This is a genomic window from Acinetobacter sp. YH12069, assembly GCF_013419675.1.
GTDB classification, from domain to species: Bacteria; Pseudomonadota; Gammaproteobacteria; order Pseudomonadales; family Moraxellaceae; genus Acinetobacter; species Acinetobacter amyesii.
In genome coordinates this window covers 24,193-50,881 of record NZ_VOZS01000020.1, presented here as the reverse complement: position 1 = coordinate 50,881, position 26,689 = coordinate 24,193, and the positions used below count along the sequence as shown (strand labels likewise).

Below are 26,689 nucleotides of genomic sequence, written 5' to 3'. Positions count from 1 at the left end.
AGAATTATCCAAGTGAACTTATTCGAAAGGAAGTATTTGAAATCGCTATTCTCACCAGACAAGAGGGTGATAAAACAAGAGGAACCTCAATTGAGGTTCCTCTTGTGATTTTTGTGGGACAGCAGTGGCATTTAGCCCCTTTTTTAGTGTCAAAAATTTTAGATTTCAGACATTTTTTTTTGATATTGCGCTTCGGCTTTTTCAAAGCGTTCAACCACATCCGCCTCAGGTGCTTTGCCCAATAAGCTCACCACAACGATACTGATTGTAGAGAAAATAAAGCCTGGAATGATTTCGTATAAACCAAGGTGGCCTAAGTAGTTTTTCCACACGATTACAGTCACAGCACCCACGATCATGCCAATGATTGCTCCGTTAAGCGTCATACGTTTCCACAGCAATGAAAGAATAATCAGTGGGCCAAATGCAGCTCCGAAACCTGCCCATGCATAAGCTACTAAGCCTAAAACTTTACTTGCAGGGTTCATTGCAAAGGTGATTGCAAATACAGCAATTGCCAAGACCATCGCACGTCCAATCCAAACCAATTCTTTTTGCGATGCATTTTTACGAATAAATCCTTTGTACAAATCTTCCGTCAAGGTGGTTGAGCAAACCAATAACTGACAGCTAAGTGTGCTCATCACCGCAGCTAAAATTGCGGCTAAAATAATCCCAGCAATCCACGGATTGAATAGAATTTTAGTCAACTCCATAAATACCGTTTCAGGGTTGGCATTAACGACACTTGCCAGTTCTGGGTGGACTTGGAAGTAAGCAATACCGATATAACCCGCTGCTACAGCACCGCCTAGACACAGGATCATCCATGTCATACCAATGTGTCGTGCATTCGGAATGGATTTAACAGAATCGGCTGCCATAAAGCGAACCAAAATATGCGGCTGACCAAAATAGCCTAAGCCCCATGCCATGCTGGATAAAATCGCAACTGTACTTAAACCTTCAAATAAATTAGAAGCTTGTGGGCGAGCTGTTTCCAAAACAGCAGCAAGATTTTGACTGTTATCACCTAAAGCAAGGTAGGCGATGATCGGTGTGATCAGCAGTGCAAAGATCATCAGACCCGCTTGGAAAGTATCGGTCCAACTGATCGCTAAGAATCCACCAATACAGACATAGCTGATGGTTGCAATTGCACCAATCCACAGTGCTGTTGTGTAGTTCCAACCGAATAAACTTTCGAAAAGTCGTGCGCCAGCCACCATGCCAGAAGCACAGTAAATCGCAAAGAACACTAAAATCACTACAGCTGAAATGATACGTAAAATCTTTTTACGGTCTGCAAAACGGCTCGTGAAATAATCGGGCAGGGTCAGCGCATTATTTTGATATTCGGTATGAACACGCAATCGACCTGCAACGATCAGCCAGTTCAACCAAGCACCGATAATTAAGCCGATTGCAATCCAAGCTTCGGAAAGACCAGATAGATAAATTGCACCAGGGAGACCCATGAGTAGCCAACCACTCATGTCGGATGCACCTGCTGAAAGTGCAGTCACAACACTTCCTAAACTTCGTCCACCTAAAATGTATTCGTCAAAGTTATGCGTAGCTTTGTAGGCATACAAACCAATGGCAAGCATTGCAAGAATATAAAAAATAAAGGTGACTAATGTCGGGTTTAAATGGCTCATAGGCGGTTCGTCCTTATTGAAAGCAAATCATCTCTGTCCTAGATGAAAATTTGTACTTCTGTCGTAAGTCGCAGATTCAAGCACGATTTAAAAATTACACTCTGTAACCTTTAAGCATATTTTATGTATGTTTTGCGTAAATGATATTTTTTCTTATTACAAATCGAATTTTTATTGTACTGTTGAAATGTTGTCCAGAAGGGAATTTAAATTTTGTTAAGTAAATCTACCTGAGACTTTTCATCACAAAAAGAGAACTAATGAAATTAGGTAAAAATTACACAATGTTACATAGTGAACAAGAAATGTGCATTTGAAATATTTGGTTGCAAATGTGCATCACATCATCTGTAGTGAGATGATTTGAACAGGTCGAATATGAGGTATGCACAGTCTTGGTGCGTAATTAGAGGGAATGCGCAGTGACAACGGTTCAAATGGAAAAAACGAGAATAGAGCATGATTTATTGGGGGATAAAGCAGTCCCGCAGTCATGTTATTACGGTATACATACATTGCGTGCCATCGAAAACTTTCAAATATCAAAGCAGCATGTCGGACAAAATTTAAACTTTGTACGCGCTATTGCTCAGGTAAAAAAAGCGTCAGCAGAAACCAATTATCAATTTAACTTAATACAAGATGATATTCGCCAAGCGATTCAGCAGGCGTGTGATGCATTGATTGTTCATCCTGAACAATGGGCAGATTCATTTCCAATTGATATTTATCAAGGTGGAGCAGGCACTTCTATTAACATGAATGCCAATGAAGTCATTGCCAATATTGCCCTTGAGTTGCTCGGAGATGCGAAAGGCAGTTATCAAAGGATTCATCCCAACGACCATGTCAATAAGTCACAATCCACCAATGATGTCTATCCAACAGCGCTGCGTCTAGCGACATATAGTGCTTTTAATGCTTTATTTGGGGTGTTAAATCAGCTAATTGTAAGTTTACATGTTAAAGCCGATGAGTTTAAACATGTCATCAAAATGGGGCGTACACAGTTACAAGATGCTGTTCCGATGACATTGGGGCAAGAGTTCCGAGCATTTGCAACATTATTAAAAGAAGATTTGAAGTTGATTGAACAAAATCGACAGCTTTTATTGGAAATTAATTTAGGTGCGACGGCAATTGGTACTGGTGTGAATTCTCCTGGAGGTTATGCGGCCAAGGCCGTTGAAAATCTAGCTCATTTGACCGGTCTAAAATTGCAAGGTGCAGAAGACTATGTCGAAGCAACCAGCGATTGTGGCGTATTTATTTTATTATCGAGTTGCTTAAAACGTTTAGCTGTCAAACTTTCTAAAATTTGTAATGACTTACGTCTTTTAAGTTCTGGGCCACGTACAGGTTTAGCGGAAATTCGATTACCTGAGTTACAAGCAGGTTCGTCGATCATGCCTGCAAAGGTCAATCCCGTGATCCCAGAAGTGGTCAACCAAATTGCATTTCGAGTAATGGGGAATGATTTAACCATCACTTTGGCTGCAGAAGCAGGGCAATTACAATTAAATGTCATGGAGCCTGTGATTGCATTGTCCATGAATGAATCGATTGAGCTTTTGGTGAATGCAGTAAAAACATTAGACAGCAAATGTATTCAAGGGATTCAGGCAAATGAGCAAGCATGTTTTGATGCTGTGATGCGTAGTGTAGGTATTGTGACCTTACTTGATCCATATTTAGGTCATGCAAAATGTGATGAAATCGGTAAGCAATGTATTGCCGAAAATAAAACCATTCGCCAAGTGGTATTAGAGCAAGAGCTGTTAACTGAAAGTCAATTGGATGAAATTTTCTCGATTGAAAATTTAGTTTCTGAAGTGACACCATTTAGTATGCCACTCGCTCAAGTGAGTTAAATGCTTATTTAAGACTTTTAAATAGTAAATGATGAGTAAATGACGAAGGTTAATCCTTCGTTTTTTATTTGAAGAAATTAGTGGTAAATATAGAGAACTAAACTAATGACAGTCATGTATTAAGTATCCATTAGAAACCTAATTTCTAAAAGAAAGTATTAGGTTGAGAATAAAACGCTATATTTGCTTAGGATTGTAATTATTGTTCTATATATAGTCATGAAGGTTTGGATGAAAAATTTAGTGCATAGATAAAGTCAGAAAAGCTTTAACTTGCCCCAAAAAGGACGTAATCGAAGTACAATAGGTTTTTTATCATGTTGTAGATAGTCAGATGTTTAATAAGTTAGTCGATTTATTCAAAGGCGCTAAAGAGTCGCCTGAGCAACTTTACTTAGAACAACACCACATTCAATATGATGAAACTCAGGGCTATATCATTGAAGGCGTAGTTTTAAATACTTTGTCTGAACGTCTGGAATATTTGTCGAATAGAAAAATGACAAATTTCGATGATTTAAAACAGCTCTATGCGACTGCAATGATTATCAATGAAAAAATAGACTTGGAAATTGCAAATCAACGCTTTGTTGCACGATTAGGCAATACTGAAGAAAATCTGTTGCAGTTTAAACTCTATGTCAAACTATTGAATGATTATTATCGTCAATTCATCCGTGATCGTAAGTAAGTGAATGGACTGCAGTGTTTGAGTTTGATGGGTGCGTTAATGGTACTCTTCAATAGAAAATACAATCGCAAATCCATATTGGTTAAAACACTGTATATAGTTGCTTAAATCTCGGAATGTAAAAAGCATCGTGTTAATATGATCACCAAGTGATTAAAACATTAAAAGCTATTTACATCATGTTCCAGCAAGAAATTTCACAACTCAATCTTAAACAGCTCAAAGCTGGCGAAAAGCGGTGGGTCGGAAACTTACAAGGCTCATCTGCTGCATTATTATTTAAAGAAATTAGCAAACAATCCAAACAGTTGTTTGTGATTGTAGCACGTAATAATCAGCATCTCGGGCAGTTAGAAAGTGAGCTGGAATTTTACGGAATTAAGCCGACTATTTTCCCTGATTGGGAAATTTTACCTTATGACCGCCTATCGCCACATCAAGACATCGTTTCTGAGCGCTTGGCGATTTTGTCCAATATGCCACAGCAAGGTGTGTTGTTGGTTTCAGCAACAACTTTAGCGCAGCGAGTTGCGCCTGCATCTTGGGTATTAGGTGAACACTTTGATATTAAAGTAGGTCAAAAATTTGATATCGAACAACAAAAATTAAGATTAGTACAAGCGGGCTATCACTTGGTGGATACCGTTTATGATCATGGTGAATTTGCAGTACGCGGTAGCATCATGGATATTTACGCTTCGGGACAAAGTTCACCGATTCGTGTTGACTTATTTGATGATGAAATCGATACCCTCAAATTCTTTGATCCTGAAACTCAGCGAACCACCCAAAACTTAGATCATTTTACGGTTTTACCTGCAAAAGAATTTCCATTAAAAGAAGCGCGGTCACTGTTTCGTGATCGATATGCGGAAAATTTTCCGACGGCAAATCCAAAGAAAAACCCAATTTATCAGGATGTACAAGATGGCATAGCTTCACCGGGTATTGAGTTTTATTTTCCGTTGTTCTTCTCTGAACAAGCCATGAGAGAGCAAAGTACGCTATTTTCGTACTTACCAGAGAATGGCATTGTCATTACAGATAAAGCTATTGATGACACATTGATTCAGTTTTGGTCAGACATTGTGCGTCGTTATGAAGACCGTCGTCATAATGTCGACCAACCGATTTTGCCGCCAGAGCAGATTTTCCTACAACCAAATCAAGTGTTAGAACAATTAAATCTTTGCCGTCGTATTGTGGCTTCACCTGAGGCTTTTGATGAACGTAATGGCGTGATCAATCTTGCTGCTGAGATTCCACCCCGTTTACCGGTCGATCCAAAACGTGAAAAGCCATTTTCTGCGGTTAAGCAATATATCGATGCGGCAAATTATCCGGTGCTTTTGGTGGCTGAAAGCGCAGGTCGACGTGAAACCTTAAAAGATGCGTTGCGTCCGAGTTTGGGTGATATCCCGACGGTCGAAAGTTTTGATGATTTTATGCATTCTATGCATGCGATTGCGATCACCAATGCGCCCTTAGATCGTGGTTTATTGCTAACTGACAAGCTCAGTGTAATTTCTGAAAATCAGCTGTATGAACACCGTGTGGTTCAACGTCGTCGTAAACGCCAACAGGAAGTATCAGAAGAGTTTCTTGTTCGTAGTTTAACCGAGCTCAGTATTGGCGCACCTGTGGTTCATATTGATTATGGTGTGGGGCGATATGCAGGTTTAATCACCTTGAGTATCGATGAGCAAGACCATGAATTTTTGCAGTTAGATTATGCCGATGCAGCTAAGGTGTATGTCCCTGTAACAAACCTGCATTTAATTAGCCGATACAGTGGTGGTGACCCAGATCTAGCACCATTACATAAATTGGGCACAGATGCATGGTCTAAAGCCAAACGCAAGGCTTTAGAGCAGATCCATGATGTGGCGGCAGAACTTTTACATATTCAAGCCCGTCGTCACTCGAAGCCGGGTTATGGATTTGAACTGGATCAGAGCCTCTATATGCAGTTTGCCAGTGGCTTCGCCTATGAAGAAACTTTAGACCAAGCCAATGCTATTGAAGCGACACTGTATGACATGCAACAAGCGAAGCCGATGGATCGCTTGGTTTGTGGTGATGTCGGTTTTGGTAAAACAGAAGTAGCCATGCGTGCTGCATTTGTGGCAGTACAAAATAACAAACAAGTGGCTGTACTTGTGCCAACCACGTTGTTGGCGCAGCAGCACTACGAGTCTTTCAAAGACCGTTTTGCGGACTGGCCTGTACGTATTGAAGTCCTTTCACGTTTTGGTTCATCAAAATCACATACCAAAACCATTGAAGACCTCGCAGAAGGCAAAGTGGATATTGTGATTGGCACACATAAAATCTTGCAGGAAAGTGTGCAATTTAAAAATCTCGGCCTCATGATCGTGGATGAAGAGCACCGTTTTGGTGTACGTGATAAAGAGCGAATTAAAGCTTTACGTGCCGATGTTGATATGCTAACGCTAACTGCAACGCCTATTCCACGTACGCTGAATATGGCTTTTAGTGGCATGCGTGATCTATCTATTATTGCAACGCCGCCTGCACGTCGACTTGCTGTGAAAACCTTTGTACAAGAGCATACTGGAGATTCGATCAAAGAAGCCATCTTGCGTGAATTGCTACGTGGTGGACAAGTGTATTTCTTACACAACGAAGTCGAGACCATTGAACGTACGGCAGAAACCTTACGGGAATTGGTCCCTGAAGCACGTGTTGCGGTTGCTCATGGTCAAATGCGTGAGCGTGAACTAGAGCAAATCATGCAACAGTTCTATCACAAAGAATATAACGTGCTGGTGTGTTCAACCATTATTGAAACTGGGATTGATGTGCCAAACGCCAATACCATTTTGATTGAACGTGCAGATAAACTGGGGCTTGCGCAGTTGCACCAATTACGTGGTCGTGTTGGTCGATCGCACCATCAAGCATACGCCTATTTACTTGTACCTTCGCTCAAAGGCTTAAAGGGTGATGCTGAAAAACGCCTAGATGCCATTTCGCGTGCATCGACTTTGGGTGCGGGTTTCATGTTGGCTACAGAAGACTTAGAAATTCGTGGTGCAGGTGAGTTGCTGGGTGAACAGCAAAGTGGCTCAATGCAAACCATCGGTTATAGTCTATATATGGAAATGCTTGAAAAAGCCACCAAAGCCATTCAAAAAGGCAAAACACCTAATTTTGACTCACCATTATCATTAACGGCTGAAATTAGCATGCACATGCCAGCCTTAATTCCAGATGATTATTTAGGTGATGTACATCAACGGTTATTGTTCTATAAACGCATTAGTAATACGGATACTCAAGAGAAACTCGATAACATTCGTATGGAGTTGATCGATCGTTTTGGCTTGCCGCCGCAAGCAGTCAAGCAATTATTCTCTGTCCATCAGTTGCGTTTAAAAGCGGAACAATTGGGTATCACAAAAATTGATATCAGTTCACATGGCGGCAGTATTGAGTTCTCACCAGATACACCAGTTCAAGCCATATCGATCATTCAAATGATGCAAAAGCATCCGACTTTCTTCCGAATGGAAGGTGGACAGCGTCTAAAAGTGATGGTCATGCTCGAAGAATATGACAAACGCATTCAATTTATAAATGACTTATTAGACAGTTTGCTGAAGGAATTGGCGCCAAATCAATAGATTTGGCGTATAAATTGCTTGTTTAGAATGAGTAGATTTTCATGAGTGTTTTTTATATAGAAGAAACGCTTGATTTTTTTGAAAAATTTATTAGAGTCATAAGCACGCAACGTTTTATTCAAATGCAGTTTATTTGTAATGAAACGTTCTGTACAGAATATTCACACCCATAAGGATGTGATAGTATTAGCCATCATTCTAATTTTGCATCATTTATAAAGATATGTTTAGTTTACATCCACAACTTGCTCAAGATACGTTTTATGTAGGCGACTTTCCTCTGTCAACATGTCGTTTGATGAATGATATGCAATTCCCGTGGCTTATTTTGATTCCACGTGTTCCGGGAATTACAGAGCTTTATGAATTAAGTCAGGCAGACCAAGAGCAGTTTTTACGTGAATCAAGCTGGTTATCAAGCCAATTGTCACGTGTATTCCGTGCAGACAAAATGAATGTAGCTGCATTGGGTAATATGGTTCCACAATTACATTTTCATCATGTTGTTCGTTATCAAAATGATGTGGCTTGGCCGAAACCAGTTTGGGGTACGCCAGCAGTTCCTTATAACAATGATGTCTTGGCACACATGCGCCAAACACTAATGCTTGCACTACGTGGTCAAGGTGATATGCCTTTCGATTGGCGTATGGACTAATCCCGATTTACGGACAATATCAGGATAGTAGAAGAATGAGTGTCCGTATGGGGGCGATCGAGTGCCGTTAGACAATTTAATCAGCAAAGAGCCTAAACAGTTTGAATATTTTCATCGTTTGATGGGATATATCATGCTGTCTTTGGTGATTATTGTCTATCATTACACTCAGCCAGATACGCAATATCAAATCTATATTCCTGCATTTTTATTTTTTCTGATTTTAGTCGTTCCTAAGTTTTCTCATTGGTTAATTTATCGATATAGCAATCAAGTTAAGCGTAATGTGCTTTTTCTGATCGATATCATAGTAATTGCTGTACTAATGTCTGCAGTACATTTAAGCCTTGTTTTAACTTTTCTTGCGGTCTTTGCGCTGCTATATACAACCATTTATAACAAAATCAATTTCTTAATGATGTCCTTGGCCGGGATTGTAGGCGTCACTGTATTTTATTTATGTAATATTTATGTCTTTGGTTTTCAAGAATATTTTGAGTCAACCAGCAGTGAATTAACCGTTCTTGGCTTTTTATGCCTCATTACCTATTTCAGTGTGGGGACATTTTATCAACACACCCAAGTTCAGTCTTTGAGCAATAAAAAGAACCACTATTATGATCAGATGAATCGTTATATGGAATTCGCCAATCAATTGAGTCGTTATGCGCCTATGCAACTTTGGCAATCGATTATGAAAGGTGAGTCTGAAGCTAAAATCGAATATAAACGTAAAAAACTCACGATTTTCTTTTCAGATATTCAAGGGTTCACAGAACTTTCTGAAACATTAATCCCAGACGATTTAGCATTTCTACTCAATGACTATTTGAGTCATATGACTGAGATTGCCAAACAGTATGAAGCGACTGTCGATAAATTTATGGGTGATGCAATTCTAATCTTCTTTGGTGATCCACATAGCCAAGGCGTAGAGCAAGACGCAAAAACCTGTTTAGAGATGGCAATGGTCATGCGTCAGCAAATGAAGTTGCTGCGTGAACGCTGGATTAAAATGGGTTATCCGCCGCTACACATTCGTATGGGTATTTCTACAGGGTATTGCCACGTTGGGAACTATGGTGCGGCTCACCGTATGGCTTATACCATCGTGGGTCGTGATGCCAACTTGGCTGCAAGATTACAGAGTGCTGCCGAAGTCGACGAAATTTTGATTTCAGACGATACGCATCATTTAGTGAAAAATGACTATTTATGTGCGCCCAAAGCACCGATCTTCTTAAAAGGTATCAAAGGCCCAGTACGTACTTGGCAAGTGATGGAAAAATACACCTCACAGAAAACAGATTATCAGCGTTGGTTCGACTACGAATATAAAGGCTTTAATCTATTGTTGAACTTAGATGAAGTACAAAACTTTGAATATCCTGAACTAATACATGTTTTAGAACGTATGATTCAACGCTTACAAACTCAGCAAAAAATGACCAACTCTGCTGGTATTGTTAAACTGAATTTAGAAGACGAAGTGATCGAAGAAGTCAAAAAAACTGAATCGCACTCTTAATGATTCAACACATGCATAATTAAAATTAGATCTAATCGTATCGCGTAAAATTTAAACAAGAACTCAATTCATGCTTTTATCAAAACGTCTTCTTTTTTGATATGTTGAATACATTTATGTATAAAAAAGCCAGTGACGATAAACTGGCTTTTTAATTATAGAAAATATTCTATAAATTAATGATTTTCTGAAGCATGGTTGATGGTGTATTTAGGAATTTCAATTTCCAAATCTTCATCTTCAATTTGTACTTGGCATGACAGACGAGAGTCTGGTTCTAATCCCCAAGCACGATCGAGAAGATCTGCTTCGACATCATCCATTTCATCTAGACCATCAAAACCTTTACGTACAACCACATGGCAAGTGGTGCATGCTTTAGACATATCACATGCATGTTCAATTTTGATGCCGTTTTTTAACATGCTTTCGCAAAGGTTAGCATTTGATTCGACTTCAAACTCAGCGCCGTTTGGGCAGATTGTTGCGTGAGGCAGTACTTTAATACGTGGCATAATCTTGACCTATAAATTAATTTGAGTTTGACCAGTCATCGAGTTTTGTGCCTTTCAATGCGGCATCAATGTGCTGATTCATACGAGCTGCAGCAAATGCATCGCTATGTATTTTAAGCTGTTCTACAGCATGTTCAATAGCTTTGATATCAGTCGTTTCAAGTGCAGCATCTAAAACAGTGCGTGCAGCAGTGAGGGAACTGTGTTGCTCTTGGCTGAGAAGTTGAGCATCCACTTTAAGTGCTTGATCAAGTGCTTCAAGTTCACGTTTTGCTTCCACTTTGGTTTCTTGAAGATGGCGTAAGTTTTTATCTTCTTCAGCAAACTTATAACCATCAATCAGTAAGCGTTCAGTATCGGCATCAGATAAACCATAAGATGGTTTGATGTCAATTTGAGCATGCACACCAGAAGTGGTTTCTTTGGCAGACACCGTCAGTAAACCATCTGCATCAACTTGGAAAGTCACTTCGATACGCGCTTGACCGGCAGTCATCGGTGGAATACCACGAAGCACGAAACGTCCTAGACTACGGCAATGTTCAACCAAATCACGCTCACCTTGTACAACATGAATCAACATTGCTGTTTGACCATCTTGATAGGTTGTGAATTCTTGGCGACGCGCCACAGGAATGGCTGTGTTACGCGAAATAAGGCGCTCAACCAAACCGCCCATGGTTTCTAAACCTAAAGAAAGCGGCGTGACGTCTAAAAGCAGTGAACCATCTTTAGAGTTACCAATAAGTTGGTTCGCTGTAATCGACGCGCCAATGGCCACAACTTCATCAGGGTTAATAGTACAGAGCGGTTCTTGATTGAAGACATCTTGAACAGCTTTTTGTACAGCATACGAGCGGGTAGAACCACCGACCAATACCACATTTTGAATATCGCTGAGCTCAAGCTTGGCATCACGCATGACACGTTTACAAACGCTGATGGTTTTATCCAAAGCAACTTTGATGATGGATTCAAAAGTAGGGCGGTCTAAAGTCAATGATTGATCAAGAACTTTAAGCTCTACAGATTCAGCCTCGGTTAGAGCTTCTTTTGCTTTACGAGCAGAAACGATGAAATGTGCATATTCAGCATCATCTAAAGTTTCAATATTCAGTTGTTTTTTTGCCCATTTTACAATCAGACGGTCTAAGTCATCACCACCAAGCGCCGTGTGGCCACCCGTTGCTAGAACTTCAAAAACACCTTGAGAGAAACGTAAAATTGAAACGTCAAAAGTACCGCCACCCAGATCATAGATCACATAGTTTTGATCATGTGCAAGATTGGTGTCTTGGTCTAAGCCATAAGCCACTGCCGCAGCAGTCGGTTCATTTAAAAGACGGAGTACATTTAAGCCTGCAAGCTGTGCTGCATCACGCGTTGCTTGACGCTGTGCTTCATCAAAATAGGCAGGTACAGTAATCACAGCACCATTTACTGGATTGTTTAAGCTGCTTTCTGCACGGTCTTTAAGTTGTTTTAAAATTTCTGCAGAAATTTCAACTGGTGTTTTACGACCTTGTGCAGTTTCAAAAGCAGGCATTTCATTCGCTTCACCGACTAAGTTGTACGGGTGTTGGAATTTAATATCTGCCTTAGAGCGACCCATAAAGCGTTTTACAGAACCGATAGTATTTTTAGGATCAGTCGTTAAGAATGCCTTTGCGTCGTCACCATATTGCGTAGTGGATTCGCCATAGTGTGCAATAGAAGGGAGTAACACACGACCATGTTCATCGTTAAGCACTTTCGCTTTACCAGAAAGTACCGTGGCTACTAAAGAGTGTGTAGTCCCAAGATCGATACCAATTGCGATGCGGTGTTCATGCGGCGCACTTGATTGACCAGGTTCTGCAATTTGCAAGAGAGCCATGTGTGTTACATCCTTTGAACGTCAAATATAAAAAATAAATTAAAAATCATCGTCTAAATCAAAGCTATCGTCGTCTAAGAAGCGATCTTCAGCTTTATCGATGTCAGCCATTACTTTTTGGAAAAAGCGTAATTTACGTACGGTATCACGTGCTTCTGCCCAGTCTTCGTCGTCATAATCAATCTTGAATTCACGAACCAAACCGTCTATCCATTGCTGAACTTCAGTTTTAAGTGAAGTGAGGTCATCAGCAGTGCCTGCCTCATCTAACTGTTCACGAATTTCTAAGGCATCTTGTAGGAACTCAAAATCACTAATTGATTGATCAAGGTGATAATCTTGTTTTTTGAGACTTAATAGATATGCAGCGCGGCTATCAACATTGGATAAAGCTTTAAATGCTTGATTAATCTCACTGGATTTAATCAGGGCTAGATCTTTGTCTTCGGCTTTATCTGGATGATATTGTTGCTGCAACTTTAAAAATTCAGATTTTAAAACTGCTAAATCAATATCGAGTGCTACAGGTAAGTTAAACAACTCAAAATGATTCATGGGAGATGGTGTCCGCAATAGAGGTGCAAAAAGTGTTGCTTTAAATGCAATTAAAACAGTGAATTTTACACTGTTTTAATGCGAAAAAGGAGTGTGGAAAAGGCTTAAACCGTAAACGATTCGCCGCAGCCACATTCGCCTTTTTTATTTGGGTTATTAAATTCAAAACCTTCGTTTAATCCATTTTTCACATAGTCCATCTCCATACCTTCGAGATAAACTAAGCTTTTTGGATCAACGAATACTTTTACGCCAAACTGATCGAATACTTGGTCATGCGTGTCAATATCATCGACAAACTCAAGTACATAAGCTAAACCAGAACAGCCAGAAGTTTTCACGCCAACGCGAATGCCTTCACCCTTACCGCGATTCTTGATGTAATTGCTGATATGAGTTGCAGCATTTTCAGTTAAATGAATCATGAAAACTCCGTTAATCTTTTTTAAAACACGTAAACAATTAAGCTTTTACTTTCTTGCTACGGTAGTCTTCTACAGCAGCTTTGATTGCATCTTCAGCAAGTACAGAGCAGTGTACTTTTACTGGTGGAAGTGCAAGTTCAGTTGCAATATCAATGTTCTTAATTGCTTGAGCTTCATCAAGAGTTTTGCCTTTTAGCCACTCTGTTACTAATGAGCTAGATGCAATTGCTGAACCACAACCGTAAGTTTTGAAGCGAGCTTCTTCAATTATGCCGTTGTCATCAACTTGGATCTGTAGACGCATAACATCGCCACAAGCTGGTGCACCGACCATACCTGTACCAACGTTTTCTGCATTTTTGTCTAAAACACCAACATTACGAGGGTTTTCGTAATGATCAATTACTTTTTCGCTATAAGCCATGACGCTTCTCCAAACCTCGGGGTCAGCCTTAAGATTAATATGGGGGTGAAATTACGTTAATCAATGAGATAGCCTTAAAATAAAAGCTATCTCACCGGGATGAATTAGTGTTCAGCCCATTCTACAGAATTAAGGTCGATACCTTCTTTGTACATATCCCAAAGCGGTGAAAGATCACGTAGTTTTTCAACTGCTGCTTTGGTAATTTCAAGTACATGGTCAATATCGGCTTCAGTGGTGTATTTACCAAAGCTGAAACGAATCGAGCTATGAGCCAATTCATCTGAAAGACCCAATGCACGAAGTACATAGGATGGTTCTAAAGTTGCTGATGTACATGCAGAACCAGAAGATACTGCGCAATCTTTAAGTGCCATCATTAACGATTCACCTTCAACGAAGTTAAAGCTGACGTTTAGATAGTTTGCAACGTTGTATTCTGGGTGACCGTTCAGGAAGACTTGTTCAAGACCTTGCAAGCCATTCCAAAGTTTGTCACGAAGTACACGAATACGAGTTTGTTCGGCATGTAAGTTTTTGCCTGCAAGTTCGAACGCTTCGCCCATACCCACGATTTGGTGAGTCGCTAGCGTACCTGAACGCATACCACGTTCATGACCGCCACCGTGCATTTGCGCTTTAATACGTACACGTGGTTGACGACGTACATAAAGAGCACCAATACCTTTAGGACCATAGATTTTGTGGCCAGAGAAACTCATCAAATCAACTTTCATTGTTGAAAGATCAATTTCTACTTTACCAGCAGCTTGCGCAGCATCTACATGGAAATAAGTTTTGTTTGCACGAGTCAATTCACCGATTGCAGCTACATCTGTAGTTGTACCGATTTCATTGTTCACCATCATCAAAGATACAAGAATCGTATCTGGACGAAGGGCAGCCTGAACCATTTCAGGTGTAATTAAACCTGTTTTTGCTTCTGGCTCAAGATAAGTAATTTCGAAGCCTTCTTCTTCAAGCTCGCGGCAAGTATCAAGAATTGCTTTATGTTCAATTTTACTTGTAATAATGTGCTTGCCTTTAGATGCATAGAACTGAGCAATACCTTTAAGCGCAAGGTTGTCAGATTCAGTTGCACCAGAAGTCCAAACGATTTCGCGTGGATCAGCTTTTACTAGATTAGCAACTTGTTCACGTGCATATTCTACTTTTTCTTCTGCCTGCCAGCCGTAAGCATGAGAACGAGAAGCTGCATTACCAAAAGTACCGTCAAACGTTAGACATTCCATCATACGTTCTGCGACTTGAGGGTCTACAGGTGTAGTTGCTGCATAGTCAAGATAAATAGGACGCTTCATGTCAAATACCTGTAACCGATAAAAGGGCTGAATCAAAGTTTGCTGAATTTTGACGAATAGATACGGTTTGAACGTTATCGCGTGCTACAAGGTCAGCAAGGGTGATTTTTGCAAGATAATCGGCAATGTGGTGGGAGAGTTCCTGCCATAAATCGTGAGTCAAGCACATTGCACCATTTTGGCAGTTGCCTTTGTGGTCACAACGGGTTGCATCAACTGTTTCATTTACAGCTTCAATAATTTCCAAAACAGTGATGTCTTCAGCACTACGAGCTAGGTGATAACCACCGTTTGCTCCACGGATGCTGGAAACTAAGCCGTGACGCTTTAATTTTGCAAATAACTGCTCAAGATAGGCCACTGAAATGGTTTGACGAGCTGCAATTTCTGCAAGAGTGATCGTTTGTTCAGTTGGCTGCAAAGCTAGATCAAGTAGAGCAGTCACTGCGTAGCGACCGCGAGTTGTTAAGCGCATGATTCGATACACATGTTAAGTCTAGATGTGCAGATTTTATGAATCCTGACTAAAATAGTCAAGTTTTTTTGAGATTGTTTATTTGTTTTATTTTGTCTGAAAAATTATGTATTTATTTGAACCACACATTATACACTAATAACGTTATTAAAAGAACAGATATTAGACTAAAAGCGATATTAATCCGCTTTTGACGGCGTTCGATACGCTTAATACGGTTTTTGTATTGTTTAACTTCAACTTGCAGTGTGTTGATTTTAGAGCGTTGCTGTTCAATTTTTTCTAAAAGGGGGGCAATACGTTTTTTAGACGCAACGATATCGTTTTCTTCGACAGGTTCAGACAGCCAGTGTTTCCAGTCAGATAAAATTTTCGGCACACCAAATAATGAAACCAGATCGCGAAATTCATCTTTCAGAACCACATCACCATCGATCCGCATGGTTTTGATGCTTTTACGATTACCAAATACAAAAATTTTCACCAAATCCATTAATGTCGTGCGGACATCAAGGTCGATGGCTTTATCTGGAGATTTCGTGTCGAACAGAATACCGTGCTCAGTAAACTGAACATAAAAGTCAAAATAAGGGATGTAGCTATTTATTTTCAGTGCGACTTTTTGATCAACAAATTTTTTAGCTTGTAATGCTACAACACGGTCATGTTTTAAAATGAAAGTAAAAATCGTTTCTAAAACAATCAGGGTCATAGTAAGCAACAAATGTGGTTGAGCTTGTGTTTGTTGCGTATCACTCATAAAAAAAATGTCCTTGTTAAAATCTGAAAGCACTGGAAACTGAGCATCCTGCTCTAGAGGAACTTAGAATATACCAAAAAGTTGGTAATTCACCAGCTTTGTAGAACAGTTTAATCAATCTATCAAGTCATATGTTTGCTATTATGTTGTTAAAATGAAGAATCACATGTTGCTGTGCACATAAAATAATCAGGAGAAGTGCGGATTATGGAAAATACAGAAAGCATAATTGATGATGCACAAGAAAAAGCAGAAAAGCCGGCTAAAACTCGCGTACGTAGTCATTCTGACCGTCGCTCTAAAATGGATTTTCGCAAATATACCAAACAGATTTGGTTGGCTGGATTAGGTGCTTTTTCACGTGCTGAGGGTGAAGGAAATAAGCTTTTTGACTCTTTAGTCAAAGTTGGAGAGGAGCTTGAGTCCAAAACGATTGATATTGCAGATCAAACTGTCGAAAAAGTTTCAGAAAAAGCCAAAGAATCTGTAACTGATACGAAAGATAAAGTAGAAAAAATTTTAGATAATGGTGTTAATCATTCCTTAAACCGTTTAGGATTGGTGACTGTAAAGGATTTACAGCACGTAGAAAGGCTTATACTTCAATTACATACTAAAGTTGACCTATTGGCCGAAGAAAATGCCCAACTGAGGGCCGAAATACTAAAAAAACACTAACTTTTTTACTATTATCGAATTTTCAAGGTTTTTTTCGTCAAAAAATTCTATAAAAAGAGGTTGAGGAGTATTGCGTTTAACCCTAAAGCATTGCTATAAAGGCGTTATGGCGTTTTATACAAATTCTTGAACCTTAAATAAACGATATTAAGAGGACGTAATTTTCATGAATAAATCAGAATTAATTGATGCAATTGCCGAAAATGGGGGATTATCTAAGGCCGATGCCGGTAAAGCTTTAGATGCTACAATTGCTGCAGTTACCAATGCATTGAAAGCTGGTGATACAGTTACTTTAGTTGGTTTTGGTACTTTCAGCGTTAAAGAACGCGCTGCACGTACTGGTCGTAACCCACAAACTGGTGCGACTTTAGAAATCAAAGCAAGCAAAGTTCCTAGCTTCAAAGCTGGTAAAGGCTTGAAAGATTCTGTAGCTTAATCTTATTAAGCACATGAGACGCGCCATTATTTGGCGCGTTTTTTATTGGTAAATGTGATTAATTGATATATCGCATTCATTCATCTCGGGTTTTCGGTTAAAATTCACCGCAAATAAAATATTGGAATACTTATGGAATCGTTTCGTAAAGTCATTAAGGGTTGGCTGGGCAAGGTCTTGCTCGTTTTGTTTTTGACCCCTTTAGCACTTGTAGGTATTGAAGGATATTTTAGTGGTGGATCTAAAGATGCAGCAAAGACTGTAAACGGTACTGAAATTTCTCAAAAAGAACTCGAAGCACTGACGAACTCATTAAAAGAACAATATCTGGCATATGCTCAGGGTGATGAAACATTATTGAATCAAAATTTCATTAGCAATAAAGCGATGGATACTTTGGTTTCACGCCAATTGCTATTGCAACAAGCTGATAAATTAGGCATTAGCTTGAGTGATGCACAAATTGTGCAAATGATTCATCAACAGCCAAGCTTTCAAGTCAATGGTCAATTTTCTGATGAAGCGTTTGCGCGATACCTCGAATCGATTGGTATGACGAATCGCACATTCATTGATAATTTACGTAAAGACCATGCTTTAAAAATGTTGTCTACAACATTTATGGAATATGCATTGGTGAGTAAGCTTGATATCTTGCAAATTGCGAACTTACAAACGGAACAACGTAGTATTCAGTTGGCGAGCATTAATCTTGAAAATTACAAGAAAAATGTAAAAGTATCTGATGCTGAAATTGCGGCTTATTATGAGCAGCATAAAAACAAATTTAAGCAAGCAACCAGTGTTGATGCAGATTTTGTCGTATTAACACCTGCCAATATTACTGCACCAGTAGAAGCTGCAACTGATGCTGAATTGAAAGAAGCGTATAACAGCTTTGTTGAGAATGCACAGAAGTCAGTTAAACCACTCGTTAAGCACATCATGATCACTGCGGACAATCGTTCAGATGCCGAAGCTAAAAAACTGGCTGAAAGTGTTCAAGCTAAAATTAAAGCGGGTTTAAGCTTTGACCAAGCTGCAGCGCAATTCTCTGAAGATCCGGAATCTAAAGCAAAAGGTGGTGAACTGGTTGCTTATGAAAAAGGTGTATTTGGTGATGCATTTGATGCAGCAGTTGAAGGTGCTCAAGCTGGTCAAGTGACTGCTCCAGTGAAAACAGACAGTGGTTATCACTTGATCGAAAAAGTGGCGCCAGCTGTAAAAGTGCCTTCATTTGAACAAGAAAAAGCACGTCTGCAAGCAGAAGTCGCTGCTTCGAAAAAAGCCAATGTTTTTTCTGACACTGTAAACAGCCTCAATGATATGGTGGTGAGCAGTGATGCCCTTGATGTCGTGGGTCAAGAAGTGAAAGGCGTAAAAGTTCAATCATTGAATGGCTTAACATTAGCATCGCAACATCCTGTTCTAAGTGATGCAAACGTCAAAGTTAAATTGTTTAACGATGATGTTAAAAATGGTGAACGTAATGTTTCATCTAGCATTCAGTTGAAAAACGGTGATGTAGTTTGGGTAAAAGTGCGTAACTATCATGCTGCAGGTGTTCAAACCTTAGCTGAAGCGAAAGCGCATGTGAAAACTCAGCTGATTGAAAAGAAAGCGTCTGATGCTGCAAAAGCCCAGATTCAAGCGACATTGAAAGAGTTTGCTGCAAAACCTGCTGCTTCAGTCGTGAAAGGCAATTTAAACTTTGAAAATGCGGGTACCTTCACTCGTGCTGATGGTTTGTTGAAACGCGAAATTCAACGTGCTGCATTTAGTGTAAAAGCGCCGAAAGCAGGTCATTGGTCTGTTACTACGACTAATCTACCAAATGAATTGGTTGTGGTTGCTGTGACTGCAGTGAACAAACAATCTGATGCGGCATTAACGGGTGAGCAGTTAGATGAGTTAACAAAACTTTATCAACAGCTTCGTGGTCAACAAGAATTTGATGACTACACACGTTATCTAAAAGATCATGCCAAAATTAAATAATTAAGGCAGCTTTAAAAAAAACCAGCTTTCGAGCTGGTTTTTTTATGTTTAAGTTTAATGCATCACACTTTAAGAAAAACTTTTAAAAACAAAGATTAAATAAAATTGACTATTTGAATAATTCTCTTAAATTGAGTTTGGGAAGGCAGTTTCCTAAAAAATATAATGATGTGATTTGAGGGTGTTATGCAAAAGATGAATCATTTAAACGGTATTTTAAAAAATATTTTGGGGCAAGTTGAAATAAAGCAGTTGCTGATTCAGGGGAAATCACAGCATCAGCATATTCCCTCAACACCAGAAGTGACTGGACTAGATGATCTTATAACTGGCACGGCAGAGCCAAAAACATGGGTGATCATTTCAGTCGGTGAAACTGTTACACGCGTCAAAGTGGATAAACAAGGACATCGGCAGATTGATAATCCACTGAAGGATGGTGGAGTTGCCACAATTTATGCGGTAAATCATCATGGCTTACGCTCAGAGGCAATAATGATTGCTCCAATTGCAAGAGCCAAGTGTGCTACCCAAGATGCCGGAAATAATTGAAAAAGGCGAATATTTGGTTGGTAAAGCTGATGCAGGAAATACGGTGGTTGTGAACTATGGTGAGCAAGAGTTTATAACAGTTGCTGATGTAAATGGCGATTGGTCGATGCTCAATCCTTTAACGACCACAGGTGCAATAAGTGTTGTGGCAATTGATCAGGACGGTAATCGTTCTGAGGCGTTGCATACAGCGCAAATCATTTTACCGCAAGCTGTTACGATTTTAGAGTCTGGCGCGGTGATATCAGGTACTGCCGCACCAAATACGACTGTTGTGATTTAGTCGGATCAAGCGGTCTATCGTATTCAGGTCGATGAAAATGGTGATTGGTCAATAGAAAATCCAGTGGCAAATGGTGGCATGTTGATGATTGTTGTGGAAGATCAATTTGGTCAGCAATCTCCTGCGATTGGCTTGGCATTTCCATTTATTCAGACCCCGCCTGAAAATCCAAGCTATGTACTACCAGCACCAGAAGTGACGCTAAATAGTGAAAAACTCGAAGGCAATGCATTTCAACAGGCTAAAATCATTGTTACAGCCAATGGTCAAGAGTACGTGACGTATGCCAATGAAAGTGGTTTTTGGTCGATGGATAACCCGATTCAAAATGGCGGTTTTGCAACAATCGTGGCGGAAGACAGTCGTGGTGTTCAATCGCCTGAAATCTCAATAGCTAAACTGATACTTGCACAACCTGAATCATCAGCTGAACTTACAGAGATTTTACTGGTAAGTGATGAACTGAGTGATGAACAAACTGAAAACCAAAATGACAGTCAAATTGAGCCGATTCAATCTGTGATCAATCTAGATACGCTTTTACAGGATGCGAATGAAGTCCCAATTGTATTGCACACCGATGAACAGGATTTGATCGCATTGGGCAGCGACGTTTCAAATCCGCCCGCTATACTTCCTGCGCTTGAATATCCAAGCTTACTCATTGAAGCTCCACTGACACCGTCTGATTGGCTTGCTTAGAAATATGAACCAGCTTCCGAGCTGGTTTTTTTTGGTTTAAATTGACAGATATAATTTTTATTTAAAAGATTTGGCATATGAAATATTGACTCTAGCATCGTAGATTGGTGTTCTCAAAAAATAATATGAAAAAAATAACTCATCACAACAAAGGATTAAGCGGATGATATCTCTGTATATGCCTCAATGTAAACGTTTAAAGAACCCGTTATTGCGATGGATGGATCATTATTTTAAACACATGATACAGATGCTACTAACGATTTGCGTTGCCAGTAGTATTCAAGCTGCAGAACTAAACTTTCAAAAAGTTTTAGAGCAGGAAAGAGCTTGGGCGGGCTTGAGTAGTAAAAAAGTCAAAAATAATGAAATCGAGTGGACATATAGTGAAGGAGGAGATCCACGAAAACCGACGCTGTTATTGCTACATGGTTTGTCAGGCACGCGTGATAATTGGAACCGCGTTGCCCGTTATTTAACGCCCAATTATCATGTCATTATTCCAGATCTGCCAGCACATGGAGAAACTATTGTCACAGATCAATTTGATCTATCAATTCCAAATTTAACTGAAAAATTACGACGATTTATTGATGCTGCAAAGTTAGATCCAAATTTACATATCGCAGGGCATTCGATGGGTGGTGCAATTGCCATGCTCTATAGCGCTCAGTATCCCTTAGAAGTGAAATCTTTATTGTTGGTGGATTCGGCTGGTGTCTTTAAGTCGAGCAATACAGTATATCTAAAAGATACGGCAAAGCTTGCAGAGCTAGTGGTCAGAAAAACCGGTGATTTTGATCGCGTGATGAAGATCGTGATGCAATCTCCGCCTTTTATTCCACAAGAATTAAAAATTGGGCAAGAAAAGTTGATGATCGTTCAGTCTAAACAAACCAATAAAATGGTGGAGCAACTGCAAAAAATGGCCACCTTGTATACGCCAGAGTCCTTTGCTTTGGCTGCACGAGGCATTGATGCACCTGTGTTTATTATCTGGGGGAAGCAAGATCAGATTATCAATGTTGAAGTAGCAGAAGAACTGAGACGCTTATTTAAAAAAGCCGAAAAGCCTCTGATTTTAGACCATGTTGGTCATATGCCAATCTTAGAAGCGGAGCAGTTAATGGCGTTGCCATATTTAAAGTTTCTTTCAACTGTTCAATGAATCAGATTGGTAGAGTAGGTGTAAAAAAGCGAGAAATATCTCGCTTTTTTAAACTTAATTAGATACTTTGAGTCGATTTAAGTACGTACTTTAATTTCATAGCCAGTGTATTTTCGAATATTAATCACACCGGTATCCAAAATCAGATACTGACCTTTAATCCCTTGTAATTTTCCGTGAATAATCGGTGTTTTGTCCAAATTATGCGATTTGATTTTTTCAGGATATTCTTCTACCGGGTAGATAAATTGGCGTGGCAACTCATCTTCTAGCAGTTCAACAGTTTCATTAAACTCTAAGTTTTGACTAAATTCTTCGCGAATGGTTTGAATTTTTGGTGCGAATTCTTCTACCAATTGGTCGCGAATTTCGATCAGGTTGATTGGTTCTGCTTCACCTTTGAGCAATTTACGCCAATCGGTTTTATCGGCCACTTGCGTACCAAACATGACTTCAAGCTTACCAGATAAGCGACGTGAACCAACTTTCATAATCGGCAAAGCTTGCGTCGCACCTTGGTCTAGCCAACGTGTAGGCATTTGACCCAAGCGGGTAATCCCCACTTTTAAGGCACTCGAATTGGCTAAATAGACAATATGCGGTTGAAAGCAAACTTCATGGGCAAAATCATCCTCACGGCAAGTCCCGAGATGATAATGACAGGTTTCAGGCTTCATAATGCACATATCACAAGAAGCCTTAGTCTTCATGCATTTGAAGCAATGACCTTGTGAATACGATTTAGGCGTTTTTGCGCCGCAAGAAATGCAGTAGATATTTCCCGTGGCTTCGATTTCAATTTCTTGGCCAAGGCTAAACGGTAGATCAACTTCTGAGCGATCTAGAATAAATTTATACTCAACATTTGCCTTGTGTGTATGTTGATCAGTTACACTAAGGTCTTTAAGACCTGCATGCATTTTATGGCAAATGCCTTGTAGTTCCATACGAATACTCACTTCATTATTAAGGATGCGGTCAATGGCTGAACAAAATGTCATCACTTCTATGCTAGACGATTTGTCAAAAGAGCAGCCCATTTCAACCGCAATCTGCATTGGTCAAGATCTTGAGCAATACAATCAATTTCATCCAATTCAATGGCAACATTTTAACGTAACTGAGTTTTTAAATCTGCCTTTTACCCAGCGTTTTGACCTTGGATTTGTGATTCTTGATACTGAAACGATGTTGAGTTTGGATCAGCAGCAGAAAACGCAGATGTTGGTAAAATTGCGTGACCTATTCGCTAAACGCATCGTAGTGGTGAGTAAATTACACGATGAACAATTATTACGTGCTTTAGGCTTTACTCAGCTCATTGATAAAACCACGCATGAAAGTGATTTTGCTTTATGGCAGTTTAATATTTTGACTTATAAACACATTCCAGATTGGTTTAACTCTAAATTTTGGGCAAATCCTGAAAACTGGGATAAATTCCGTTGGTAACAAATACTTAGCCTGTGAAAAATTGCAAAAAATTAACAAACATTTATGAAAAATTTGTCTTTTCCCACGTATGCTGTAATTAAGTTTATCTAGGTTTCACTGGGAAAAATAAAATGACAAATTTAAATAATATTGTTGAGATTTTAGCAAAGCAGGCCCTTGGTGGTGCAAACAATCAAAATCAACAAGGTGGCTTGGGCGGTATTTTAGGTTCGGTGCTGGGTCAATTGGGTGCAAATGCAGGCACTCAAAATACCCAAGACAATGCTCAAAACCAAGCGGGTGGTTTGGGTGGAATTCTTGGCTCTGTGTTGGGCCAACTAGGTGGTGCAGCGCAGCCGCAGCAACGTAGTAGTGGTGGCAATGCTTCAACCATTTTAGTAGCAGTGTTACCTCTGGTGCTGGCTTGGATTCAAAAACAAGGTGGCCTACAAGGTGCTTTGGATAAATTACGTGGACAGGGCTTGAGCAGTCAGGTTGATGATTGGGTATCTACAGGCCCTGGCGATAATGCTGCTGTGAATAATCAACAAGTACAAAATTTATTTGATGATGCCGAAGTGGAGCAAGTTGCACAAGAAACACAAACTCAGAAACAAGATGTGTATAGTGCAATTTCAACGGTATTGCCACAAATTATTGACTCATTGACGCCACAAGCTGGACAAACCAATCAGCAAGAAGCGAATGCTGATATTCAACACGTGATGAATTTGGTCTCAGGTTTTCTTAAGCGTTAATCACAATATTATTTGATGGTATTAGATTGAATAAAAGCCAGAGAATTCTGGCTTTTTTATGATTTGAAAAAAGATAACAAGTTGTCGCTTAGATTGTCACTAGGATGGATTAAATAGACGGTTCGACACACTGATTTTTTTGCCAATATAGTGTGATTTTTTTTGTCGAATCAAAATGATTTTTGACTGAAATTCTAACTCACCAAACTCTGGTTCAACTTGCACATAATGTAGTTGACCAAACTCATCACGCACACGCGCTTGAGCCGAAAAGCCGGGACGGGCATTTCCACTTGAAATGGTTGCTAGACGACCCAGTAGGTTAACGGTTTGTTTTTTATATTTGGGCGGTACAACCTGATCCAAACAATGAATCATAAATACCGTAAAGAATATGGCAATAATCAACGCAGGTAAAATAAGATAATAAGCGGGAACGAATTGACCTTCTTTAGCGTGAATACAGAACTGAAGTACATAGCCTGCAAAGCTAAAATTCATCAGTAGAAAGAACAAAATCAGAGTCTTGGAAAATTTGACATTCAATAATGCCAATTCTTGTATGCGCTGTGGGGCAATTCTTTTCAAAACTTGGCTAGGACTAATATTGATGTAATAGCCAATGGTTTCAACCATGCCCAATAACAGTACGGCCAATAAACTTAAATGAAAGGGTATTAAGTTATAGTCTGTTAAAAATGCGGACATGGTTGTATTCCAGTGTTTATTCTTCTGTGAGGTAGATTCCACCGTCAGAATGCACGTTAATGTTCACTTTTTCAAGGGCTTGACCTTGGCATGGGCCAGAAATACATTCCCCAGAGTCGACCATAAACAGTGCGCCGTGTGTTGAGCACTCAATAAACTCTTGGTCACGATCTAGAAACTGATTTTCAAGAAACTCAAGTTCCACGTGCAAGTGTGGGCAGTTATTTTGATAAGCGTAAAACATGCCATCACGTTGGGTGATAAAAATCGTTTCACCTTCAGGCGTTTCGAATGATCGTGCTTCACGTTCAGGCACATCATCCGTCATGCAAATTTTAAACATTAAGCACATTCCTTCTGAAATGATTGTAAAAGCTGAGCATAGTCTTCAACTGCTAGGCGTGGACCAAACTGAGCCACAACTTCACTTGAGATCAAGATGGCAAGTTCAGCAGCCGTTTGATAGTCATGACCTGCATTGAGTGCGTATAGGAAAGCACCAGCAAAAGCATCACCAGCACCATTGGTATCTACTGCGGTAACTTTACGACCTGGCACGGTAAATGTTGCGGCTTCATTATGAATTAAGGCACCTTTGGCACTTAATGTAATGACAATGTGTTTGCTTAGTGATTGCAATTTCGTAAGTGCAGCATCTAAATGATCTGTTTCTGTATACATCAGTGCTTCTTGTTCATTACAGAACAATAAGTCCACGCCATCATCGAGTAATTCATCTAGACCTTGACGTGCATATTGCACCATTGCTGGATCAGATAAGGTCAATGCAATTTGTACACCATTGGCTTTGGCGATTTGGCGTGCTTGTTTTACCGCAAGGCGTGCGCTGTCTGATGTTGAAAGATAACCTTCGATATATAACCATTTCGCAGTATTTAAGCTGCCAAAATCAATTTGGCTATCAGTCAATTCCGCAGTAATACCGAGGTAAGTATGCATCGTACGTTCAGAATCAGGGCTGACCAATACCATACATGTGCCAGTTACACCTTCACTGATTGATTGAGTTGCAGTTTGGATGCCAGCGTCGTTTAAACCATTTAGGTAAATTTGACCTAAGTCATCATTGCCGACACGACAACCATAAAATGCAGTTCCGCCTAAAGCACTAAAAGCAACCGTTGTATTTGCTGCAGAACCACCAGAAGCTTGACCTTTATATTCTTGAGTGGCTTTTAGATTGTTATAAAGGGCTGCTTGAGTATCGCCATCTGTCAGTTGCATCGTACCTTTTTGCAGATTGTGTTGAATTAGGAATTCGTCAGAGACTTTAAATTCTTGGTCAATAAGTGCATTACCAATTGCAAAAAGGTCAACAGTTGCCATGTTGTATGTTCACATCAAAAAAATGAAAGTGCTAAGTTTACACGAATGCTCAGGATTGCTGTAGTTTGTTGAAAAAAATTCAATTAAAGGACAAGTGTGTATAAAAATCGGGCAAATCCATTATATTTTTACATTTTTTTTGAATTAGTTGCCGTTTTAATCAGCTTTGCTATTGTGCAAATCGAAAAATTTTACTTTTATAGAGCTATAGGGT

Annotated in this window: 27 protein-coding genes; 14 read left to right on the top strand and 13 right to left on the bottom strand. The window is 39.6% G+C overall.

The window, feature by feature from the left end; translation table 11 throughout:
- Positions 1 to 158 precede the first annotated feature (158 nt).
- A complete protein-coding gene (gene putP / locus FTU16_RS13525; protein WP_180163470.1) occupies positions 159 to 1,661 on the bottom strand; it encodes a sodium/proline symporter PutP in 1,503 nt (500 codons plus the stop codon).
- Between the two features lie 422 nt (positions 1,662 to 2,083).
- Here putP and aspA point away from each other — a divergent pair, with 422 nt between their 5' ends.
- The 5 genes from aspA (at position 2,084) to FTU16_RS13500 (ending at position 10,056) form a co-directional block, all read left to right on the top strand.
- Complete coding sequence (gene aspA, locus FTU16_RS13520; RefSeq protein ID WP_180163469.1) at positions 2,084 to 3,532, top strand: aspartate ammonia-lyase; 1,449 nt, start codon at positions 2,084 to 2,086, stop codon at positions 3,530 to 3,532.
- Between the two features lie 334 nt (positions 3,533 to 3,866).
- Positions 3,867 to 4,223 (top strand): hypothetical protein, encoded by a 357-nt coding sequence (locus tag FTU16_RS13515; protein WP_168378608.1) that lies wholly within the window; start codon positions 3,867 to 3,869, stop codon positions 4,221 to 4,223.
- Between the two features lie 179 nt (positions 4,224 to 4,402).
- Complete coding sequence (gene mfd, locus FTU16_RS13510; protein ID WP_180163474.1) at positions 4,403 to 7,870, top strand: transcription-repair coupling factor; 3,468 nt, start codon at positions 4,403 to 4,405, stop codon at positions 7,868 to 7,870.
- A gap of 223 nt (positions 7,871 to 8,093) precedes the next feature.
- Positions 8,094 to 8,528, top strand: coding sequence for an HIT domain-containing protein (locus FTU16_RS13505; protein ID WP_067762788.1), 435 nt, complete (start codon positions 8,094 to 8,096; stop codon positions 8,526 to 8,528).
- Between the two features lie 61 nt (positions 8,529 to 8,589).
- Positions 8,590 to 10,056 carry an adenylate/guanylate cyclase domain-containing protein gene (locus FTU16_RS13500; protein WP_180090038.1) on the top strand — a complete coding sequence of 489 codons (1,467 nt, stop codon included), beginning with the start codon at positions 8,590 to 8,592 and terminating at the stop codon, positions 10,054 to 10,056.
- Positions 10,057 to 10,232: 176 nt separating this feature from the next.
- On the opposite strand, the gene fdx is transcribed toward FTU16_RS13500, so the two are convergent.
- The 8 genes from fdx to FTU16_RS13460 all read right to left on the bottom strand — a co-directional run bounded on the left by fdx (position 10,233) and on the right by FTU16_RS13460 (position 16,408).
- Positions 10,233 to 10,571, bottom strand: a complete 339-nt coding sequence (fdx, locus tag FTU16_RS13495; RefSeq protein ID WP_180163468.1) for an ISC system 2Fe-2S type ferredoxin — start codon at positions 10,569 to 10,571, stop codon at positions 10,233 to 10,235.
- A gap of 16 nt (positions 10,572 to 10,587) precedes the next feature.
- On the bottom strand, positions 10,588 to 12,447 hold the full coding sequence (gene hscA / locus FTU16_RS13490) for a Fe-S protein assembly chaperone HscA (RefSeq protein WP_180163467.1): 1,860 nt from the start codon (positions 12,445 to 12,447) through the stop codon (positions 10,588 to 10,590).
- A gap of 39 nt (positions 12,448 to 12,486) precedes the next feature.
- The gene (gene hscB / locus FTU16_RS13485) at positions 12,487 to 13,002 is read right to left on the bottom strand and encodes a Fe-S protein assembly co-chaperone HscB (RefSeq protein ID WP_180090034.1); all 516 of its coding nucleotides are present in this window, start codon (positions 13,000 to 13,002) and stop codon (positions 12,487 to 12,489) included.
- Positions 13,003 to 13,106: 104 nt separating this feature from the next.
- Complete coding sequence (gene iscA, locus FTU16_RS13480; RefSeq protein WP_078188668.1) at positions 13,107 to 13,427, bottom strand: iron-sulfur cluster assembly protein IscA; 321 nt, start codon at positions 13,425 to 13,427, stop codon at positions 13,107 to 13,109.
- A gap of 37 nt (positions 13,428 to 13,464) precedes the next feature.
- Entirely contained in the window at positions 13,465 to 13,851 is a 387-nt protein-coding gene (gene iscU / locus FTU16_RS13475) for a Fe-S cluster assembly scaffold IscU (protein WP_180163466.1), read from the bottom strand.
- Between the two features lie 104 nt (positions 13,852 to 13,955).
- The gene (locus FTU16_RS13470) at positions 13,956 to 15,173 is read right to left on the bottom strand and encodes an IscS subfamily cysteine desulfurase (RefSeq protein ID WP_078188666.1); all 1,218 of its coding nucleotides are present in this window, start codon (positions 15,171 to 15,173) and stop codon (positions 13,956 to 13,958) included.
- 1 nt (position 15,174) lies between these two features.
- Positions 15,175 to 15,648 (bottom strand): Rrf2 family transcriptional regulator, encoded by a 474-nt coding sequence (locus FTU16_RS13465; RefSeq protein WP_078188665.1) that lies wholly within the window; start codon positions 15,646 to 15,648, stop codon positions 15,175 to 15,177.
- Between the two features lie 112 nt (positions 15,649 to 15,760).
- Positions 15,761 to 16,408: a hypothetical protein gene (locus FTU16_RS13460; protein WP_180163465.1), complete on the bottom strand. Its 648-nt coding sequence runs from the start codon at positions 16,406 to 16,408 to the stop codon at positions 15,761 to 15,763.
- A 207-nt stretch (positions 16,409 to 16,615) separates the two neighbouring features.
- Between FTU16_RS13460 and FTU16_RS13455 the strand changes: the two genes are divergently transcribed.
- From FTU16_RS13455 to FTU16_RS13425, 7 genes are all read left to right on the top strand, one after another.
- Positions 16,616 to 17,086 carry a phasin family protein gene (locus FTU16_RS13455; protein WP_180022145.1) on the top strand — a complete coding sequence of 157 codons (471 nt, stop codon included), beginning with the start codon at positions 16,616 to 16,618 and terminating at the stop codon, positions 17,084 to 17,086.
- Positions 17,087 to 17,252: 166 nt separating this feature from the next.
- On the top strand, positions 17,253 to 17,525 hold the full coding sequence (locus FTU16_RS13450) for an HU family DNA-binding protein (protein ID WP_078188662.1): 273 nt from the start codon (positions 17,253 to 17,255) through the stop codon (positions 17,523 to 17,525).
- 132 nt (positions 17,526 to 17,657) lie between these two features.
- A complete protein-coding gene (locus FTU16_RS13445) occupies positions 17,658 to 19,523 on the top strand; it encodes a SurA N-terminal domain-containing protein (RefSeq protein ID WP_180163464.1) in 1,866 nt (621 codons plus the stop codon).
- A gap of 186 nt (positions 19,524 to 19,709) precedes the next feature.
- Complete coding sequence (locus FTU16_RS13440; RefSeq protein ID WP_180163463.1) at positions 19,710 to 20,075, top strand: hypothetical protein; 366 nt, start codon at positions 19,710 to 19,712, stop codon at positions 20,073 to 20,075.
- Positions 20,059 to 20,358, top strand: coding sequence for an Ig-like domain-containing protein (locus tag FTU16_RS13435; protein ID WP_180163462.1), 300 nt, complete (start codon positions 20,059 to 20,061; stop codon positions 20,356 to 20,358). Before FTU16_RS13440 ends, FTU16_RS13435 begins: the two co-directional genes overlap by 17 nt.
- A 78-nt stretch (positions 20,359 to 20,436) precedes the next feature.
- Complete coding sequence (locus FTU16_RS13430; RefSeq protein ID WP_180163461.1) at positions 20,437 to 21,060, top strand: hypothetical protein; 624 nt, start codon at positions 20,437 to 20,439, stop codon at positions 21,058 to 21,060.
- 220 nt (positions 21,061 to 21,280) lie between these two features.
- Entirely contained in the window at positions 21,281 to 22,228 is a 948-nt protein-coding gene (locus FTU16_RS13425) for an alpha/beta fold hydrolase (protein WP_180163473.1), read from the top strand.
- Positions 22,229 to 22,305: 77 nt separating this feature from the next.
- Here the strand turns inward: FTU16_RS13425 and FTU16_RS13420 are convergent, their stop codons facing one another.
- Complete coding sequence (locus tag FTU16_RS13420) at positions 22,306 to 23,175, bottom strand: DUF2797 domain-containing protein (protein WP_180163472.1); 870 nt, start codon at positions 23,173 to 23,175, stop codon at positions 22,306 to 22,308.
- Between the two features lie 34 nt (positions 23,176 to 23,209).
- Here FTU16_RS13420 and FTU16_RS13415 point away from each other — a divergent pair, with 34 nt between their 5' ends.
- The gene (locus FTU16_RS13415) at positions 23,210 to 23,680 is read left to right on the top strand and encodes a DUF6231 family protein (protein ID WP_078188659.1); all 471 of its coding nucleotides are present in this window, start codon (positions 23,210 to 23,212) and stop codon (positions 23,678 to 23,680) included.
- 113 nt (positions 23,681 to 23,793) lie between these two features.
- Positions 23,794 to 24,420, top strand: coding sequence for a YidB family protein (locus FTU16_RS13410; protein ID WP_180163460.1), 627 nt, complete (start codon positions 23,794 to 23,796; stop codon positions 24,418 to 24,420).
- A 99-nt stretch (positions 24,421 to 24,519) separates the two neighbouring features.
- Here the strand turns inward: FTU16_RS13410 and FTU16_RS13405 are convergent, their stop codons facing one another.
- From FTU16_RS13405 to FTU16_RS13395, 3 genes are read right to left on the bottom strand one after another with little or no spacing between them, the layout of a single operon-like run.
- Positions 24,520 to 25,128, bottom strand: coding sequence for an OB-fold-containig protein (locus tag FTU16_RS13405; protein ID WP_168378601.1), 609 nt, complete (start codon positions 25,126 to 25,128; stop codon positions 24,520 to 24,522).
- A gap of 16 nt (positions 25,129 to 25,144) precedes the next feature.
- Positions 25,145 to 25,471 carry a Rieske (2Fe-2S) protein gene (locus FTU16_RS13400; protein WP_180004656.1) on the bottom strand — a complete coding sequence of 109 codons (327 nt, stop codon included), beginning with the start codon at positions 25,469 to 25,471 and terminating at the stop codon, positions 25,145 to 25,147.
- The gene (locus FTU16_RS13395) at positions 25,471 to 26,475 is read right to left on the bottom strand and encodes an adenosine kinase (protein WP_180004657.1); all 1,005 of its coding nucleotides are present in this window, start codon (positions 26,473 to 26,475) and stop codon (positions 25,471 to 25,473) included. Before FTU16_RS13395 ends, FTU16_RS13400 begins: the two co-directional genes overlap by 1 nt.
- Positions 26,476 to 26,689 lie beyond the last annotated feature (214 nt).